We start from the raw sequence: 17,629 nt of genomic DNA on the forward strand, positions 1-17,629 counted from the left end.
GGAAGATCAAATTTATTGATGCCGGGACGGGCGATATAGGTAAGGTATGGAATAGGGGTAGGTGGCGGAGGTGTGTAGAAAGTACTGACCAGTAGCGGTTGCTACTGTGGTCATGCTTCCAAGGTCAAAAACGTCGCTCATGATATTTCCCTTAAGAAACCCATAAAAGAAAACCTGCTTTCACTGCCTGTCTAGTAGGCAAATGGGATTCTTCAGGTTTGCTGCGGAACATTGAAGATAGCGACCCTCAATAAACGGTGATGCACGAGCGATGCACGACAACAAACTACAATATCTCCTCTTGCTGTCGCAGTAGCCGTGTATTCGCTTTCATCGTTACCGAGTTAGCTTGGCGCTGCCGCATCCTAAGTTCTCGCGATGTCAAATTGGGCCACGCCCTAACTGGGCGTCAGAGCGGCTGGGCAATGTCAGGTTAGGGTTTATCCATGCATTTTCTGACGCCTCACCTGCTACCTCTAGGGCCTCACTGGCAGGCTGCACGCTTAGCGTACGATTTTGTCCTTGCTAGCTATCGTCCCCCACGAGCGCCTGCGCGAGGCCCTGGCGCTGCCGCAATGGTAAGGGCGCAACTGGGATGTTTAACTTCTGCGCGACGCTTGATCAGTCCCAGCCGAACAGCTCGGCGGCGTTGCGGCTGCTGCTCGCCGCCAGTTCCTCGGCGTCGACCCCGCGCAGCTTGGCGAGGGCGCGGCAGATGTCCGGCAGGTGCTCCGGACTGTTGCGCTGGCCGGGGTGCATCGATGGCGCCATGTCCGGCGCATCGGTTTCCAGCACGATGGCGTCGGCCGGCAGCTCCGCCGCCACCTTGCGCAGGCGGTTGGCCTGCGGCCAGGTCGGCGCGCCGCCGAGGCCGAGGCGGAAGCCGAGCTTGAGGTACTCGCGGGCTTCCTCGCGGCTGCCGGCGAAGGCATGGATGATGCCACGGCGCTCCAGGCGGATGCGCTTGAGGGTGGCGATGGTCGCCGCGTGGGCGCGGCGCACGTGGATCAGCGCCGGCAGGCGGAATTCCGCGGCCAGCCGCAGTTGGGCCTCGAACAGCGCCTGCTGGGCGTCGCGGTCGAGGTGTTCCAGGTAGTAGTCCAGGCCGATCTCGCCGACCGCGCAGAGCTTCGTCTCGCCGCGCAGGCGTTGCAGCCACTGGCGCAGGTCGTCCAGGTGCTGCGGGCGGTGCCGCGCCAGGTAGACGGGGTGCAGGCCGAGCGCCGCGTACAGGCCATCCTCGGCCTGCGCCAGGTCCCAGACCCGTTGCCAGTTCTCGCGGTAGACGCCGAGCACCACCTGGCGCTCGACCCCCAGCGCGCGGCTGCGTTGCAGCAGCGCGGCGCGGTCGGCGTCGAAGTCCGGGAAGTCGAGGTGGTTGTGGGTGTCGACCAGGCGCATGGCGGCCGGCTCAGTCGCGCAGCTTGAGTTGCCGGGGGACGGCGTGCAGGCCCGGCCGGTAGTCGTTCTCCTCGACCGCGCGGAGCGCCAGTTCGAGGGCGTTGGCGGCGATTAGCGCGTGCTGCTGGTAGATCGAGTTGACCTTCAGCGGCACGAAGTCGAGCAACTGGGTGTCGCCGAAGGTCGCCACCCGCAAGCCTTCGGGCCAACCGTCGGCGCGCGCCTGGAACACATCGAAGACGCCTTCGAGGAGTACATAGGCAGTGGTCACCAGGGCGTCGGGCAGGTAGCCCAGGCGCTCGAGCAATTGCTCCATCAGGCGGCGTCCGCACTCGCGGCTGAACACCTCGGCATGCTCGACGATGACCTCGCCGCGGAAGTCCTTCAGCGCCTGGCGGAAGCCGGCGGCGCGGTCGTGGCTGATGATCAGGTCCGCCCGCGCGCCGAGCAGGGCGATATGGCGCGGCGCCGGTTGCAACAGGGTTTCGGTGAGGCGGCGCGCGGCGTCCTGGTCGTCGCTGATCACCGAGGCGAAGCGCTGCGGGTCGAGCTGGCGGTCGATGGCCACCACCGGCAGGCCTTCGGCGACCAGCCGGGCATGGGTATCATCCCCGGCCGGCAGGCAACTGGCGACGATCAGCGCGTCGCAGCGGCGCGCGCGGAACAGGTTGACCACCTGGCGCTCGGTCTCCGGCTCGTCGTCGGAGCAGGCGATCAGCAACTGGTAGCCGCGCGCCCGGGCGCCTTGTTCGAGTTGCTTGGCGAGGCGGGCGTAGCTGGGGTTTTCCAGGTCCGGGAGGATGAAGCCGAGGGTGCGGGTCTGCCCGCGGCGCAGGCCGGCGGCCTGCTGGTCCGGCTGGTAGCCGTGTTCCTCGACCACGGCAAGCACGCGCTCGACGGTGGCGGCGCTGATGCGCCGCTGGGCGGCCTTGCCATTGATGACGTAGCTGGCGGTGGTCACCGAGACCCCGGCCAGGCGGGCGATATCACTGAGTTTCAAACCGATCTCTACTGGAGGCGACGACAAGTTGGGCTTCAAGGATCAATCATTATCGGGTAACGTGCCAATTTAATTAAGTGAATCGATTCAGCAAAAGATTCCGGCGAAGCCGGCGCCCCCTGCCCCAGGCTGCCTCGCGCAGCCCGAACGCGGCGCCGCCTACGCTATGGCAGGTCAATGACAACAAGCGGATCACCGCCCCAGGCTGTACGGAAGGCTCCCGCGAGCCGCTTTCCGCTACCGCCGGCACATCCCGCGCCCGCGCCTCGGCGCGGCGGGACGATCCGGACGTGAGACGGGGAGCCGTTCGCTCCTGAGGAGGTTTCCATGCTCGAACTCGATACCCGGCAGATCCGCATGGGCCAGCGCGCCGCGGACAAGGCCGAAGCCCTGCGCCTGCTCGGCGCGGCGCTGGTCGCCGACGGCCTGGCCGCGCCCGGCTATGCCGAGGGCCTGAAGGCGCGCGAGGCACAAGGCTCCACCTACCTCGGCCAGGGCATCGCCATACCCCATGGGACCCCGGATACCCGCGAGCTGGTCTTCAGCACCGGTGTGCGCCTGCTGCAATTCCCCGAGGGAGTGGACTGGGGCGATGGCCAGCAGGTCTACCTGGCCATCGGCATCGCGGCGAAGTCCGACGAACACCTGCAGCTCCTGCAATTGCTCACCCGCGCCCTCGGCGAGGCCGACCTGGGACCGGCGCTGAGCGCGGCCGCCAGCGCCGAGGAAGTCCTCGGCCTGTTGCAGGGCGCGCCGCAGGAACTGGCGCTGGACGCACAACTGGTCGGCCTCGGCCAGAACGCCGAGGACCTCGACGAACTGGCCTGGCTCGGCGCGCGCCTGTTGAAGAAGGCCGGCTGCGTGGAGAACGGCTTCGCCGCCGTGCTCCAGCAGACCGAACCGTTGCCGCTGGGCGACGGGCTGTGCTGGTTGCACAGCGAACAATTGGTGAAGCGCCCCGGGCTGGCCTTCGTCACTCCGGCGCAACCGTTGCAGCACCAGGGGCAACCGGTCACCGGGCTGTTCTGCCTGGCCAGCCTGGGCGAAGCGCACCAGGCGCTGCTCGAACGCCTGTGCGACCTGTTGCTGGAAGGGCGTGGCGCCGAGCTGGTGCGCGCCACCAGCAGCCGCAGCGTACTCGCGGCGCTCGGTGGCGAGCTGCCGCCGGACTGGCCCAGCGCGCGAGCGGTCCTGGCCAACCCGCATGGCCTGCATGCCCGCCCGGCGCAGGCGCTGGCGCAGCTGGCCAAGGGTTTCGCCGGCGAGATCCGGGTACGCCTGGCCGACAGTGAGGCGGCCCCCGTCTCGGCGAAGAGCCTGAGCAAGCTGCTCGCCCTCGGCGCGCGACGCGGCCAGACGCTGGAGTTCAGCGCCGAGCCGGCGATCGCCGAGGACGCGCTGCCAGCCTTGCTGGCCGCGGTGCGCGAGGGGCTCGGCGAGGAGCTCGAAGCGCTGGCGGAGGAGGCCTTGCCCGATGCCGTCGGCGAGGCGGAAGAGGATGCCCGGCCGGCGCCGCTGCGCGCCGGCGAGCGCCTGCAGGCAATCGCCGCGTCGCCGGGCATCGCCAGTGGTCCGGCGCATGTCCAGGTGGCGCAGCGCTTCGAGTTCCAGCCGCGCGGCGAGTCGCCGGCCCATGAACGCGAGCGCCTGCTGCGGGCCAAGCGGGCGGTGGACGAGGAGATCGTCGGCCTGGTCGAACGCAGCACGGTGAAGGCGATCCGCGAGATTTTCGTCACCCACCGGGAGATGCTCGACGATCCGGAACTGGCCGAGCAGGTGCAACTGCGCCTGAATCGCGGCGAAAGCGCCGAAGCGGCCTGGAGTCGGGTGGTGGAAGACAGCGCGGCGCAACAGGAGGCGCTGCACGACGCGCTGCTCGCCGAGCGCGCCGCCGACCTCCGCGACCTCGGCCGGCGGGTGCTGGCCAGGCTCTGCGGGGTGGAGGCGCCGCGCGAGCCGGAGCAGCCGTACATCCTGGTGATGGACGAGGTCGGCCCCTCCGATGTCGCCCGCCTCGACGCCCAGCGGGTCGCCGGCATCCTCACGGCGCGCGGCGGCGCCACTTCGCACAGCGCGATCATCGCCCGCGCCCTCGGCATTCCGGCATTGGTCGGCGCCGGCGCGGCGGTGCTCGGCCTGGAGCCGGGCACGGCGCTGCTGCTGGATGGCGAGCACGGCTGGCTGCAGGTGGCGCCGAGCACCGAACAGTTGCAGCAGGCCGCCGCCGAGCGCGACGCCCGCCAGCAGCGCCAGGCCCGCGCCGACGCGCAGCGTCTGGAGCCTGCGCGGACCCGCGACGGCCACGCGGTGGAAGTCTGCGCCAACCTTGGCGACACCGCCGGCGCCGCGCGCGCGGTGGAGCTGGGCGCCGAGGGCGTTGGCCTGCTGCGCACCGAGTTCGTCTTCATGAACAACGCCCGCGCGCCGGACCTGGCGACCCAGGAAGCGGAATACCGTCGGGTGCTCGACGCCCTCGACGGACGTCCGCTGGTGGCGCGGACCCTGGATGTCGGCGGGGACAAGCCGCTGCCGTACTGGCCGATTCCCCACGAAGAGAATCCCTATCTGGGCCTGCGCGGTATCCGCCTGACCCTGCAGCGACCGCAGATCCTCGAGACCCAGTTGCGCGCGCTGTTCCGCGCCGCCGGGGAGCGGCCGCTGCGGGTGATGTTCCCGATGGTCGGCAGCCTCGACGAATGGCGCCAGGCGCGTGACCTGGCGCTGCGCCTGCGCGAGGAAATCCCGCTGGCCGACCTGCAACTGGGGATCATGGTCGAGGTGCCCTCGGCGGCGTTGCTCGCGCCGGTGCTGGCCCGCGAGGTGGATTTCTTCAGCGTCGGCACCAACGATCTGACCCAGTACACCCTGGCTATCGATCGCGGCCACCCGAGTCTTTCGGCCCAGGCCGACGGCCTGCATCCGGCGGTGCTGCAACTGATCGACATGACCGTCCGCGCCGCCCACGCCGAGGGCAAGTGGGTCGGCGTCTGCGGCGAACTGGCGGCCGACCCGCTGGCGTTGCCGCTGCTGGTCGGCCTGGGAGTGGACGAGCTGAGCGTCTCGGCGCGCAGCATCGCCCTGGTCAAGGCCGGCGTGCGCGAACTGCAGCTGGTCGCTGCGCGCGGCCTGGCCCGCAAAGCCCTGGGCCTGGCGAGCGCCGCCGAGGTCCGGGCCCTGGTGGAAGCGGAGGTGCAGTAATGGCGCGGATCCTGACGATTACCCTGAACCCTGCGCTGGACCTCACCGTGCGCCTGCGCCAGCTGGAACTGGGGGCGGTTAACCGCAGCGAGGCGGTGCTGACCCAGGCCGCCGGCAAGGGTCTGAACGTCGCCCAGGTGCTTGCCGACCTCGGCCATCGGTTGACGGTCAGCGGCTTCCTCGGCGAAGACAACCAGCCGCCGTTCACCGCCATGTTCCAGCGTCGTGGCTTCGCCGATGCGTTCGTCCGGGTGCCGGGCGAAACCCGCAGCAACATCAAGCTGGCCGAGCGCGGCGGGCGCGTCAGCGACCTCAACGGGCCGGGCCCGGAGGCCGACGAGCGAGCCCAGGCGGCGTTGCTCGAACGCCTCGACCGGCTTGCCGGGGAGCACGAGCTGGCGGTGGTCGCCGGCAGCCTGCCGCGCGGGGTCGAGCCGGAATGGCTGGGCGAACTGCTGCGGCGCTTGCGGCGCCTCGGCCTGAAGGTCGCCTTCGACAGCAGTGGCGCGGCCCTGCGCGAAGGTGTGAAGGCTGCGCCGTGGATGATCAAGCCGAACCTCGAGGAACTGGCCGATCTCTGCTCGGCGCCGATGGATGACCTGGTCGCACAGCGCCAGGCGGCCGAACGTCTGCGCCATGACGGGGTAGGCCAGGTGGTGATTTCCCAGGGCGCCGCGGGGGTCAACTGGTTCGCCGCCGAGGGTGCCTGGCAGGCGCGGCCGCCGGCGGTGGAAGTGGCCAGCACGGTGGGCGCCGGCGATTCCCTGCTGGCCGGCATGCTGCACGGGCTGGCCAGCGGCTGGCCGGCCGAGCGGGTGCTGCGTCAGGCCACCGCCATTGCCAGCCTGGCGGTGACCCAGTTCGAGTTCGGCATCGGCGATCCGCAGCGTCTGGCGCGGATCGAAGCGGGCGTCGTGGTGCAGCCATTGGTCGAGGAGGCCTGAGATGAAACTAGCGATCGTCACCGCCTGCCCTGGCGGACAGGTCACCAGCGTGCTCGCCGCGCGCCTGCTGCGGGGCGCCGCCGAGCGCCTGGGCTGGGAAACCTGCGTCGAGGCGAATGCCGGGTCGAGGCCCGAGGGCGAACTGAGCGCCGAACAGATCGCCGAAGCCGACTGGGTCCTGCTGGTCGGCGTCGAGCCGCTGGCGGCGGCGCGTTTCGTCGGCAAGCCGGTGTATCGCGCGCGTCCCGCCGAGGCGCTGGCCGATCCGCGCGCCTTCCTCCAGCGGGCCGCCGCCCTGGCGAGCGTGGAGGTCGCCGGGGACGAGGCCGGCCTGGTTGCGCCGGAGGCCGGAGCGGCACCGCGGATCGTCGCGGTGACCGCCTGTCCGACCGGCGTGGCGCACACCTTCATGGCCGCTGAGGCGTTGCAGCTCGCGGCGGGGCAACTGGGCTTCGCGTTGCAGGTCGAGACCCAGGGCTCGGTCGGCGCGCGCAACCCGCTCGACCCGGCGGACATCGCCGCCGCCGACGTGGTCCTGCTGGCCGCCGACATCGACGTGGACACGGCCCGTTTCGCCGGCAAGAAGATCTACCGTTGCGGCACCGGCGTGGCCCTCAAGCAGGCCCGCGCGACGCTCGAGCGGGCGCTGGCGGAAGGGCAGGTCGAGAGCGCGGGCGCAGCCAGCGCGGTGGTCGCCAGGGACGAGAAGCGCGGGGTGTACAAGCACCTGCTGACCGGGGTGTCGTTCATGTTGCCGATGGTGGTCGCGGGCGGCCTGCTGATCGCCCTGTCGCTGGCCTTCGGCATCGATGCCTACAAGCAGCCGGGCAGCCTGGCGGCGGTGCTGAGGACGGTCGGCGACACGGCTTTCGTCCTGATGGTGCCGATGCTCGCCGGCTACATCGCCTATTCCATCGCCGACCGCCCGGGCCTGGCGCCGGGCATGCTCGGCGGCCTGCTCGCCGGGACCCTCGGCGCCGGGTTCATCGGCGGGATAGTCGCCGGCTTCATCGCCGGCTATGCGGCGCGGGCCATCAGCCACGGGCTGAGGCTGCCGGCGAGCCTGGAAGCGCTGAAGCCGATCCTGGTCATCCCGTTGCTGGCCAGCCTGGTCACCGGCCTGCTGATGCTCTACGTGGTCGGCAAGCCGGTGGCCGGGATGCTCGCGGCACTGACCGGGTTCCTTGACGGCATGGGCACCTCCAATGCCATCCTCCTCGGCCTGCTGCTCGGCGGGATGATGTGCGTCGACCTCGGCGGACCGGTCAACAAGGCCGCCTACGCCTTTTCCGTCGGCCTGCTCTCGTCGCACAGCTACGCGCCGATGGCGGCGGTGATGGCGGCGGGCATGGTGCCGCCGATCGGCATGGGCCTGGCGACCCTGCTGGCGCGGCGCAAGTTCGCCGAGAGCGAGCGGCAGGCCGGCAAGGCCGCCTCGGTGCTGGGGCTGTGCTTCATCTCCGAAGGCGCGATCCCGTTCGCCGCCAAGGACCCGTTGCGGGTGATCCCGGCGAGCATCGCCGGCGGCGCGCTGACCGGCGCCCTGTCGATGTATTTCGGCTGCAAGTTGCAGGCGCCTCACGGCGGGTTGTTCGTGATGCTGGTGCCCAACGCGATCAACCACGCCCTGGCGTACCTGCTGGCGATCGTCGCCGGCAGCCTGCTTACCGGGCTGCTCTACGCCGTGCTCAAGCGCGGCGCCGAGCCGGGGCTGGCGCTGGGGACCTCGTCCTCGCGGGAACCGGCGGCTGGCGGATAGCCGCGAGGCGGTCATGCGCCCTACGCCACCTGAGCGACGTGGCAGGGGGTAGGGCGAATAACGCCGCAGGCGTTATCCGCCGATACTCCGGCGAACCAGCGGATAACCGCAGCGGTTATTCGCCCCAGCGGTCGATCCGACCTGGGGCGGCCTCAGGCCTGGCGCAACAGGCGCACGCCATCTTCCTGTGCGAGGCTGGCCTCGTTGATCGGCAACGAGCAGGACTGCCCGCGTCCCATCGGGTAGTAGTGGAAGCCGTGGCGGGCCATGCGCTCGGGGTCGTAGAGGTTGCGCCCGTCGAAGATCACCGGGGCCTTCAGGCGCTCCTTGAGCAGCTCGAAATCCGGTGCCTTGAATTGCTGCCACTCGGTGCAGATGACCAGCGCATCGGCGCCTCCCAGGGTCGCCTCGGGGGTGCCCATCAGGCTCAGGCGTTCGTCGTGGCCATAGAGCCGCTGGGTTTCCTGCATGGCTTCGGGATCGTAGGCGCGCACCTGCGCGCCGTGGCGCCAGAGCGCTTCCATCAGTTCGCGGCTGGGCGCGTCGCGCATGTCGTCGGTATTCGGCTTGAAGGCCAGGCCCCAGAGGGCGAAGGTCTTGCCGCGCAGGTCGCCGTCGTAGAACACCCGGATGCGTTCGAACAGCTTGTGCTTCTGCCGCCGGTTGATCGCTTCCACCGCCTGCAATAGGTCGCTGGAGCAATGCGCCTGCTCGGCGCTGTGGATCAGCGCGCGCATGTCCTTGGGGAAGCAGGAGCCGCCGTAGCCGCAGCCGGGGTAGATGAAGTGGTAGCCGATCCGCGGGTCGGCGCCGATGCCCTGGCGCACCGCCTCGATGTCGGCGCCGAGGTGTTCGGCCAGTTCGGCGATCTGGTTGATGAAGCTGATCTTGGTCGCCAGCATGCCGTTCGCCGCGTACTTGGTCAGTTCGGCGCTGCGCAGGCCCATGAACAGCATGCGGTCGTGGTTGCGGTTGAACGGTTCGTAGAGTTCGCGCATCACCTGGCGCACCTCTTCGTTGTCGCAGCCGACCACGATGCGGTCCGGGCGCCGGCAGTCGGCGACGGCGGAGCCTTCCTTGAGGAATTCCGGGTTGGAGACGATCTCGAATTCCAGCTCGCGTCCGTCGGCTTCCAGGCGCCGCTCGATGTGCGCGCGCAGGCGGTCGCCGGTGCCTACCGGGACGGTCGATTTCTCCACCACGATGACGGGCTTGCGGCGATGCTCGGCGATGGCATCGGCCACCGCGAAGACCGCGCCGAGATCGGCCGCGCCGTCCTCGCCAGGCGGGGTGCCGACCGCGATGAACTGCACCCGGCCGTGCTCCACGGCCAGGCGCGCATCGCTGCTGAAACGCAGGCGGCCGCTGTCCAGGCCTTCGCGCAGCAAGGCGTCGAGCCCGGGTTCGTAGATGCTGGCGAGGCCCTGCGCGAGGCGTTCGACCTTGTTCCGGTCGATGTCCATGCACAGTACATCGTGGCCCACTTCGGCGAGGACGGCGGCCTGCACCAGTCCTACATAGCCACTGCCGAATACGCTGATCTTCATGGTGCTTTCCTCGACGGATGATGCGCGGGCGCGGCAGCGGTGCGGCGGGCGTTGACGGTCAACACGCCGAGCACCACCAGGCCTACGCCCAGGGTCTTGCTGGTACTGAAGGTTTCATCGAACGCCGGCAGGCTCGCCGCCAGCAGGTAGACCAGCGCGTAGCTGGCGCTCAACAGGCTGTAGGCGCGGCCCAGCGGCAGGTGGCGCAGGGCGGCCAGCCAGCACAGCAGGGAGGCGGCGTAGGCCGCCACCGCCAGGGCTACCGCGAGCAGCGCGGCGCGCTCCGGCGTTTGCCCGGCCCAGGCTTCCGGTAGCGGCAGGCGGCTCATGCCCCAGCGCATGCCGAGCTGGGCGGCGCTGGCCAGCAGCATGCTGCCCAGCGCCGCCAGCCAGCCGCGTAGCGCGTTCATGCGCTCCTCCCGAGCAGGGCCACGCCGGCGACGATCAGCAACAGGCCGGCGAGGTGGCGGCGATCCACCGGCTCATCGAAGACGAAGCGTGCCGCCAGGGTGACCAGGACGAAGTTCAGCGCCAGCATCGGATAGGCGCTGCCGACTTCCACCCGTTGCAGGAGCAGCAGCCAGCAGAGCAGGCCGAGCCCGAGGGCGAGCAGCGCCAGCCACGGCCACGGACTGCGCAGGCGCGCCGTCCAGCCGTCGGCGGCGACCAGGCGCCAGTGCTCCACGGTGAGCTTCTGCGCAACCTGGCCGAGGCCGGTCATGAGCAGGGTGGCGAGCAGCAGTGCGGCGCTCATGGGCGCACCTGCGGCAGGATCGCCAGGACCAGGTTGCCGTTCCGGTAGCGTTCGCCGTCGCCCGGCAACAGCGCCAGCTGGTAGCGGTCGCTGGCGCTGTTGATCCGCAGCAGCACGGCAACCGAGCCGTCCTGGCGTGCCTGCCAGAGCCACTGGCGGATGTCTGCCAAGGGCACGCTGCGCTGGCTGTGCTCGGGGTAGGAGAGGCCGTACTTCAGCTCGCCGCGCGTGTCGTAGAGCGTCACGTCGCTACGACGCAGGCGCCAGGCGAGGGCCGAGGCGGCGCCGAGGTCGTTGCTCAGCAGATGGTGGGCGCCGGTCAGTTCGTCGAGGTGTTCGGCGACGAACAGGTCGGGGGTCTTGTTCTGCACCACATGATTGGGCATCGCTGCCGGCAGCAGCGCGATCAGCACCCAGCTCGCCAGCAGCGGCGCGGCCCAGGCGCGTAGCGGGTAGCGCCACTGGGCGAGGCCGGCGGCGGCCCAGGCGCCGATCACCAGCAGGACCAGGAACAGCTCGAAGGGTTCTTCCTGGTACACCGGCTTGCGCAGTTGCAGGTAGGCCAGGGCCGCCAGCGCGAGGAGTGCCAGGCCCAGGTTGAGCAGCCCGTTGCCGCGCAGCGCGACGCTGTTCCCCAGGCGCAGCCGCTGCACCAGGGCGTGGCCCATGAGCAGTGCCAGCGGCAGCAGGCAGGGCATGATGTAGGTCGGCAGCTTGCCCCGGCTCAGGCTGAAGAACGCCAGCGGCAACAGCAGCCATAGCGCCAGGAAGACCACCGGCGCTTGGCGCCGCTCGTGCCAGGCCTGGCGCAGCGCGCTCGGCAGCAGGCCGCTCCAGGGCAGGCAGGAGACCGCCAGCAACGGCAGGTAGAACCACCACGGGCGAGAGTGCTGGGCGTCTTCGCCGGCGAAGCGGCGGATGTGTTCGTGCCAGAAGAAGAACCGCCAGTAGTCCGCTTCCCGCGCATGCACGGCGAGCGCCCAGGGCAGGCAGACGAGCAGCGCCGCCAGCACCGCCAGCGCGCCGTAGCCAAGCAGCTCGCGCCAGCGCCGCTGCCAGAGCATGTAGGGCAGGGCGACCAGCACCGGCAGCAGCCAGGCGAGGAAGCCCTTGGTCAGGAAGCCCATGCCGCAGGCGAGGCCGAGCAGGGTCCAGCCAAGCAGGCGCGCGCGGCGGCTCCCCGCGTCGAGGGCATGCCACAGCGCCACCAGGCTCAGGTTGACCCAGAAGGTGAATTGCGGGTCGAGGTTGGCATAGCCGGACTGCCCGGCGATCAAGCCGAAGCTGGCGTAGAGCAGCGCGCACGCCAGGCTGGTGCGCGGGTCGCGCCACAGGCGGCGGGCCAGCAGGTAGGCGAGCAGGACGCTGAGGGCGGTGGCGACGACCGAGGCGATGCGCACGCCGAACAGGTTTTCGCCGAAGACCGCCTGGCCGAGGGCGATCATCCAGTAGCCGGCGACCGGCTTCTCGAAGTAGCGCAGGCCGAGGAAGTGCGGCGACACCCAGTCGCCGCCCAGCAGCATCGCCTGGCTGATCTGCGCGTAGCGGGTCTCGTCGGGAATCCACAGGCCATGGTTGCTCAGTGGAACCAGGTAGAACAGGCCGAAGGCGATCAGCAGCAGCGACCAGGTCTGGCGGCGGCTCATGGCTGGCGCACTCCCAGCCAGCCCTCGCGGCCGGCCAGGCGGCCGCGCACCAGTTCGGCCAGCGGCAGGTTGCGCGGATCGTCCGGCAGCAGTTCGCCCAACGGTCGGAAGCGGATGCCACGCCGTTCGGCGCGCCGCAGCAGTTCGCGGAACGCCGGGGCGAGAAGCAGCCCCTCGACCTCGGCGTGGATGGTGTAGACGTTGTCGCGGCCAGCGGCGAAGCGTTCCAGGATGAAGTCGTTGTAGGCCTCGCGCGGCAGGCCGGGACCGACCACCTCGTCGAAGGTCGGCAGGTTCACCGGCACCTGCGGGATGCCGGGGCTGCCGTCGGCCAGGCGCGGGCGGAACGCGCCGCGTCCGCGGCAGTCGCTGTTGTAGCGGAAGCCGAAGGGCTGCTTGGCCTCGACCACCCGGCCGTCGGCGCGCCAGCCGGCGGCGGCGGAACAACGCACCGGCTGGCCGAGGATGTCCGCCAGGCAATCGCTGCCGCGGCGGATCTGCTCGCCGAGCTGCTGCACGCTCCAGACGCCGGCGTGGGTCTGCCAGGCATGGTGGTCCCAGGCGTGCAGGCCGACCTCGTGGCCGGCGGCCTGGGTCCGCCGCATCAGCGGGCCGAGTTCGCGGCCGATCGGCTTGCCCGGCCAGGCGGTGCCGGCCAGCAGGATGTCCCAGCCATACAGGCTGGCGGCGCGCGAGCGGAGCATCTTCCAGAAGAACGCCGGGCGCGCCAGGCGCCAGAGGTGGCGGCCCATGTTGTCCGGGCCGACGCTGAAGAAGAAGGTCGCCTTCAGCCCGGCTTCGTCGAGCAGCTCGAGCAGCCGCGGCACCCCGTCGCGGGTGCCGCGGAAGGTGTCGACGTCGATGCGCAGGCCGGCCTGGATCACGCCTGTGCCTCGCGCTCGCGGAGCGCTTCGTGGAGGAAGAAGTCGAGGGTCTTGCCGATGGTCTCGCGCAGTTCGATGGTGGGCTGCCAGTCGAGCAGGCGCCGGGCGTTGTCGATGCTCGGCTTGCGGTGGGCCACGTCCTGGTAGCCGTCGCCGTAGAAGCTGCGGCTCTCCACCTCGCGGAAGCCGGCGAAGGGCGGGAACTGCGCGCGCAGCGGGTGGGCCTCGAACTGGCGCAGCAGTTCCTCGCCGAGCTGGCGGATGCTCGCCTCGTTGTCCGGGTTGCCGATGTTGACGATCTGCCCGTCGCAGCGGCCGTCGCGGTTGTCGATGATCCGCGCGAGGGCCTCGATGCCGTCGTCGACGTCGGTGAAGCAGCGCTTCTGCGCGCCGCCGTCGACCAGGCGGATCGGCGTGCCTTCGACCAGGTGCAGGATGAGCTGGGTGATCGCCCGCGAGCTGCCGATCCGCGCCGAATCCAGGCGGTCCAGGCGCGGGCCCATCCAGTTGAACGGACGGAACAGGGTGAAGCGCAGGCCCTGCTGGCCGTAGGCCCAGATCACCCGGTCGAGCAACTGCTTGGACACCGAGTAGATCCAGCGCTGCTTGTTGATCGGCCCGACCACCAGGTTCGAGCGGTCTTCGTCGAAGTCCGGGTCCTGGCACATGCCGTAGACCTCGGAGGTGGAAGGGAACACCACGCGTTTGCCGTATTTCACGCAGTAGCGGACGATCCGCAGGTTTTCCTCGAAGTCCAGTTCGAACACCCGCAGCGGGTTGCGCGTGTACTCGATGGGCGTGGCGATGGCCACCAGCGGCAGGATCACGTCGCATTTCTTCACATGGTATTCGAGCCACTCCGAATGGATGCCGATGTCGCCTTCGACGAAGTGGAAATGCGGGTCGGCCTTGAGCCGTTCGATGGCGTCGGAGCCGATGTCCATGCCGTGGACCTCGTAGCGCCCGTCGCGCAGCAGGCGTTCGGACAGGTGGTTGCCGATGAAGCCGTTGACCCCGAGGATCAGCACCCGCGTGCGGCGCTGCGGGCCGGACGCCGCGCCACGCAGGCGCGCGCCCTCGACCAGGCCCAGCTCGGTGGCCAGTTGCGTGCCGGCCAGGTACAGGCCGCGCTCGCCGCGCTGGCCGAAGCGCAGCACCAGCGAGTCCTCGCCGCAGGCGATCCGCAGCGGGTCGCAGGACAGTACGCTGCCCGGCTCGCGACCGTGGTTGCCGGCGACCACCTCGGCGCTCCAGACGATCAGCTTCTGTTCGCCGACCTGGCAGAAGGCGCCAGGGTAGGGCTGGGTCACCGCGCGCACCAGGTCGTACAACTGCCGTGCCGGCCTGTGCCAGTCGAGCAGGCCGTCCGCCGGGGTGCGCCGGCCGAAGTGGCTGGCCTGGCTCTCGTCCTGCTCGACTTCCGGCAGCACGCCGAGGGCTAGCAGCGGCAGGCTGTCGCGCAGCAGGGCACCGGCGGCCTTGCGCAGCTTGCCGTGCAGGCTCAGGGCGGTGTCCTCGGGGTCGATGGCGACGGCCTGCTGGGCGAGGATCGGCCCGGCGTCGGCGCGCTCGATCATGCGATGCAGGGTCACCCCGGTCTGCGTTTCGCCGTTGACCAGCACCCAGTTCGCCGGGGCGCGTCCGCGGTAGCGCGGCAGCAGCGAACCGTGCAGGTTGTAGGCGCCGCGTGCGGCGCAGGCGAGCAGCTCGGCGCCGAGCAGGCGGCGGTAGTAGAAGGAGAACAGGAAGTCCGGGCGCAGTTGGCGGATGCGCTCCAGCCACAGCGGATGGTTCACGTCCTCGGGCGCGTGCAGCGGAATGCCGCGCTCGGCGCAGAGGCGTGCGACCGAGGCGTAGAAGGTGTTTTCCCGTGGGTCGTCGGCATGGGTGAAGACGGCGGCGATCTCGTAGCCGGCATTGAGCAGGGCTTCGATACCGGTGCAACCGATGTCGTGGTAGGCGAAGACGACGGCTTTCGAGGTCATGGCGTGGAAGGCTCGCTGGATGAAGAGGTGAAACCGGCCCGCTGCAGGGCCGAGGGAAGCGCGGAGGGCGTGGCGCGGACCACGCGCTCGATGAAGAAGCGCGGCCGCGCGCGCACGTCGCTGTACATGCGCCCGAGGTACTCGCCGAGCAGGCCCATGCCGAGCAACTGCACGCCGCTGAACATGAACAGCACGGCGAACAGCACGAACAGGCCGTTGCCGGCCCAGGCGGCGCCGAAGGCCAGGCGCAGCACGAGGAGGAACAGGGCGAAGAGGAAGCCGGCCAGGGCCATGCCGCCGCCGACCAGGCTGAGCAGGCGCAGCGGCGTGGTGGTCATGCAGGTGACCAGGTCGAACATCAGGTTGAGCAGGCGCATCGCGCTGTATTTCGATTCGCCGTGGGCGCGCTCGGCGTGGGCGACGCGGATCTCGCAGGTATGCCGGGCGAAGCCGTTGGCCAGGATCGGGATGAAGGTACTGCGTTCGCGGCAGGCCAGCATCGCTTCGACGATGCTGCGCCGGTAGGCGCGCAGCATGCAGCCGTAGTCGTGCATGGCGACCCCGGTGGAGCGCTGCACCGCCAGGTTCACCAGGCGCGAAGGCCAGCGCCGCCAGGCCGAGTCCTGGCGCTCGGCGCGGATGCTGCCGACCACGTCGTAGCCCTGCGCGGCGCGCTCCACCAGGCGCGGGATTTCCTCCGGCGGGTTCTGCAGGTCGGCATCGAGGGTGATCACCAGGTCGCCACGGGACTGCTCGAAGCCGGCGAGGATCGCCGCGTGCTGGCCGTAGTTGCGGTTGAGGATCACCGCCACCACGGCGCTGCCGTCGCGTTCGGCGGCGGCCTGCAAGAGTTCCGCGGAGCGGTCGCGGCTGCCGTCGTCGACCAGCACGATCTCGAAGGCGCGGCCCAGCTCCAGGCAGGCGGCCTCGGTGCGGCGCAGCAGTTCGGGCAGGCTGGCTTCCTCGTTGTAGACCGGGATCACCACCGAGACCAGGTCGATCGGATAGGGCTTCATCGACGTTTCTCCAGGATCTCCTCGATGGCGCGGGCGACGCGCTCGATGTCGTCGTCGCGCATGTCGGGGAACAGCGGGATGGAGCACAGGCGGGCCGAGTTCCACTCGCTGTTGGGCAGGCTCAGGCGCGGCTGGCGCTGGCGGTAATAGTGGTGCAGGTGACTGGCGATGAAATGGATGCCGCTACCGATGCCGCGCACCTTCAGGGCTTCCATGAAGGCGTCGCGGCCCAGGCCGCAGGCCTCGGCGTCGATGCGCAGGATGAACAGGTGCCAGGCGTGGCGCTGCTTGTGCGCGGGCAGGCCGAGCGGCGCCAGCGGCAGGCCGGCGAGGCGCTCCAGGTAGCGTTCGGCGAGGGCCTGGCGGCGCGCGTTGAGCGCGTCCAGGCGCTTGAGCTGGACCAGCGCGAGGGCGGCGTTGAGGTCGGCCAGGTTGTATTTGAAACCGGGCTCGATCACTTCCGCCTGCGGCTTGCGTCCATGGCTCAGGCGGTCGTAGGCATCGACCCCGAGGCCGTGGAACTTGAGGCGGCGGACCCGTTCGGCGAGGGCACTGTCGTCGCTGACGAACATCGCGCCTTCGGCGCAGGTCAGGTTCTTGATCGCGTGGAAGGAAAAGATCGCCGTGCCGCGGGAGCCTACCGGGCGCCCGCGGTATTCGCTGCCGACCGCGTGGGCGGCGTCCTCGACCAGGGCGATGCCGTGGCGCCCGGCGACCGTGCGCAGGCCTTCGAGATCCAGGGTGGAGCCGGCGTAGTGCACCGGCACGATGGCGCGGGTGCGCGGGCCGATGGCGGCTTCCACTGCCTGCGCCGAACACATCAGGGTGTCGCGGTCGACGTCGACGAACACCGGGGTGGCGCCGAGCAGGGTGATGACGTTGGCGGTGGAGACCCAGGTCAGCGACGGCGTGATCACTTCGTCGCCGGGGCCGATGCCCAGCGCCAGCAGGGTGACGTGCAGGGCGCCGGTGGCCGAGGATAGCGCCACCGCGTGGCGGCAGCCGAGGCGTTCGGCGAAGCGCTGTTCGAGCTCCTGGTTCTTCGGCCCGGTGGTGATCCAGCCGGAACGCAGGACCTGCTCCACGGCAGCGATTTCGTCCTCGCCGATGCTTGGCCGGGAGAATGGCAGAAAGTCCAGTGACATGTAATGAAGCCTCGGTACTGGGAGGGCGGTACGAAGAGGTTATTTATATGTCGCTGAATGCTGCCTGAACGTTTGTTAAGACTCGCTTAACAACGGCTGAATGAAGACTGAACGAACTCGAAGAAACTGGAGGATAAAGCCGGAAGCCTCTTTTTCAGGGGCTTGCAGGGTTGGTTGGAATGGATCTCGGGTGTTTTCTGAGTGGCCTTTATTAATAACCCGAGTCCTGTTTCTTTAAGGGTTCATTAATACTTGATGTCCGCTCCCCGTGAATATTCCGGAAACTTCATGGAAACATGGGGAGGGCCAGGGAAAGTCAATCCCGTAGGTTGTCGGAAAAAAACAACCCC

Annotated in this window: 13 protein-coding genes; 3 read left to right on the plus strand and 10 right to left on the minus strand. The window is 69.6% G+C overall.

Annotated features, from left to right (window positions below):
* Positions 1-621 precede the first annotated feature (621 nt).
* Both LJF27_RS05865 and cra read right to left on the minus strand, forming a co-directional pair.
* A complete protein-coding gene (locus LJF27_RS05865; RefSeq protein WP_003453587.1) occupies positions 622-1,401 on the minus strand; it encodes a TatD family hydrolase in 780 nt (259 codons plus the stop codon).
* 10 nt (positions 1,402-1,411) lie between these two features.
* Entirely contained in the window at positions 1,412-2,401 is a 990-nt protein-coding gene (cra, locus tag LJF27_RS05870; RefSeq protein WP_003104372.1) for a catabolite repressor/activator, read from the minus strand.
* Between the two features lie 327 nt (positions 2,402-2,728).
* On the opposite strand from cra, the gene ptsP reads away from it, so the two are divergent.
* Genes ptsP through LJF27_RS05885 form a run of 3 tightly spaced genes read left to right on the plus strand, consistent with a single transcriptional unit; the run spans position 2,729 to position 8,302 of the window.
* Positions 2,729-5,599, plus strand: a complete 2,871-nt coding sequence (gene ptsP, locus LJF27_RS05875; RefSeq protein ID WP_023117064.1) for a phosphoenolpyruvate--protein phosphotransferase — start codon at positions 2,729-2,731, stop codon at positions 5,597-5,599.
* Positions 5,599-6,543 carry a 1-phosphofructokinase gene (gene pfkB, locus LJF27_RS05880; RefSeq protein WP_014602625.1) on the plus strand — a complete coding sequence of 315 codons (945 nt, stop codon included), beginning with the start codon at positions 5,599-5,601 and terminating at the stop codon, positions 6,541-6,543. The genes ptsP and pfkB overlap by 1 nt, the downstream gene beginning before the upstream one ends.
* Position 6,544: 1 nt before the next feature.
* Positions 6,545-8,302: a PTS fructose-like transporter subunit IIB gene (locus LJF27_RS05885; RefSeq protein WP_003107161.1), complete on the plus strand. Its 1,758-nt coding sequence runs from the start codon at positions 6,545-6,547 to the stop codon at positions 8,300-8,302.
* A gap of 152 nt (positions 8,303-8,454) precedes the next feature.
* On the opposite strand, the gene LJF27_RS05890 is transcribed toward LJF27_RS05885, so the two are convergent.
* The 8 genes from LJF27_RS05890 to arnB are packed head-to-tail and all read right to left on the minus strand — an operon-like array spanning position 8,455 to position 17,279.
* Positions 8,455-9,849 (minus strand): UDP-glucose 6-dehydrogenase, encoded by a 1,395-nt coding sequence (locus LJF27_RS05890; RefSeq protein WP_003117510.1) that lies wholly within the window; start codon positions 9,847-9,849, stop codon positions 8,455-8,457.
* The gene (arnF, locus tag LJF27_RS05895) at positions 9,846-10,259 is read right to left on the minus strand and encodes a 4-amino-4-deoxy-L-arabinose-phosphoundecaprenol flippase subunit ArnF (RefSeq protein ID WP_003124269.1); all 414 of its coding nucleotides are present in this window, start codon (positions 10,257-10,259) and stop codon (positions 9,846-9,848) included. The genes LJF27_RS05890 and arnF overlap by 4 nt, the downstream gene beginning before the upstream one ends.
* Positions 10,256-10,603, minus strand: coding sequence for an EamA family transporter (locus tag LJF27_RS05900; RefSeq protein ID WP_003112876.1), 348 nt, complete (start codon positions 10,601-10,603; stop codon positions 10,256-10,258). The genes arnF and LJF27_RS05900 overlap by 4 nt, the downstream gene beginning before the upstream one ends.
* Positions 10,600-12,249, minus strand: a complete 1,650-nt coding sequence (gene arnT / locus LJF27_RS05905) for a lipid IV(A) 4-amino-4-deoxy-L-arabinosyltransferase (protein ID WP_023117063.1) — start codon at positions 12,247-12,249, stop codon at positions 10,600-10,602. The genes LJF27_RS05900 and arnT overlap by 4 nt, the downstream gene beginning before the upstream one ends.
* Positions 12,246-13,133: a 4-deoxy-4-formamido-L-arabinose-phosphoundecaprenol deformylase gene (gene arnD / locus LJF27_RS05910; RefSeq protein WP_015502515.1), complete on the minus strand. Its 888-nt coding sequence runs from the start codon at positions 13,131-13,133 to the stop codon at positions 12,246-12,248. The genes arnT and arnD overlap by 4 nt, the downstream gene beginning before the upstream one ends.
* Complete coding sequence (gene arnA / locus LJF27_RS05915) at positions 13,130-15,118, minus strand: bifunctional UDP-4-amino-4-deoxy-L-arabinose formyltransferase/UDP-glucuronic acid oxidase ArnA (RefSeq protein ID WP_003119539.1); 1,989 nt, start codon at positions 15,116-15,118, stop codon at positions 13,130-13,132. Before arnA ends, arnD begins: the two co-directional genes overlap by 4 nt.
* Entirely contained in the window at positions 15,115-16,134 is a 1,020-nt protein-coding gene (gene arnC, locus LJF27_RS05920) for an undecaprenyl-phosphate 4-deoxy-4-formamido-L-arabinose transferase (protein ID WP_003112880.1), read from the minus strand. The genes arnA and arnC overlap by 4 nt, the downstream gene beginning before the upstream one ends.
* Positions 16,131-17,279 (minus strand): UDP-4-amino-4-deoxy-L-arabinose aminotransferase, encoded by a 1,149-nt coding sequence (gene arnB, locus LJF27_RS05925; protein ID WP_003117513.1) that lies wholly within the window; start codon positions 17,277-17,279, stop codon positions 16,131-16,133. The genes arnC and arnB overlap by 4 nt, the downstream gene beginning before the upstream one ends.
* Positions 17,280-17,629 lie beyond the last annotated feature (350 nt).

Origin of the sequence: Pseudomonas sp. 203-8 (assembly GCF_020708595.1) — a bacterium.
Taxonomy (GTDB): Bacteria; Pseudomonadota; Gammaproteobacteria; order Pseudomonadales; family Pseudomonadaceae; genus Pseudomonas; species Pseudomonas aeruginosa.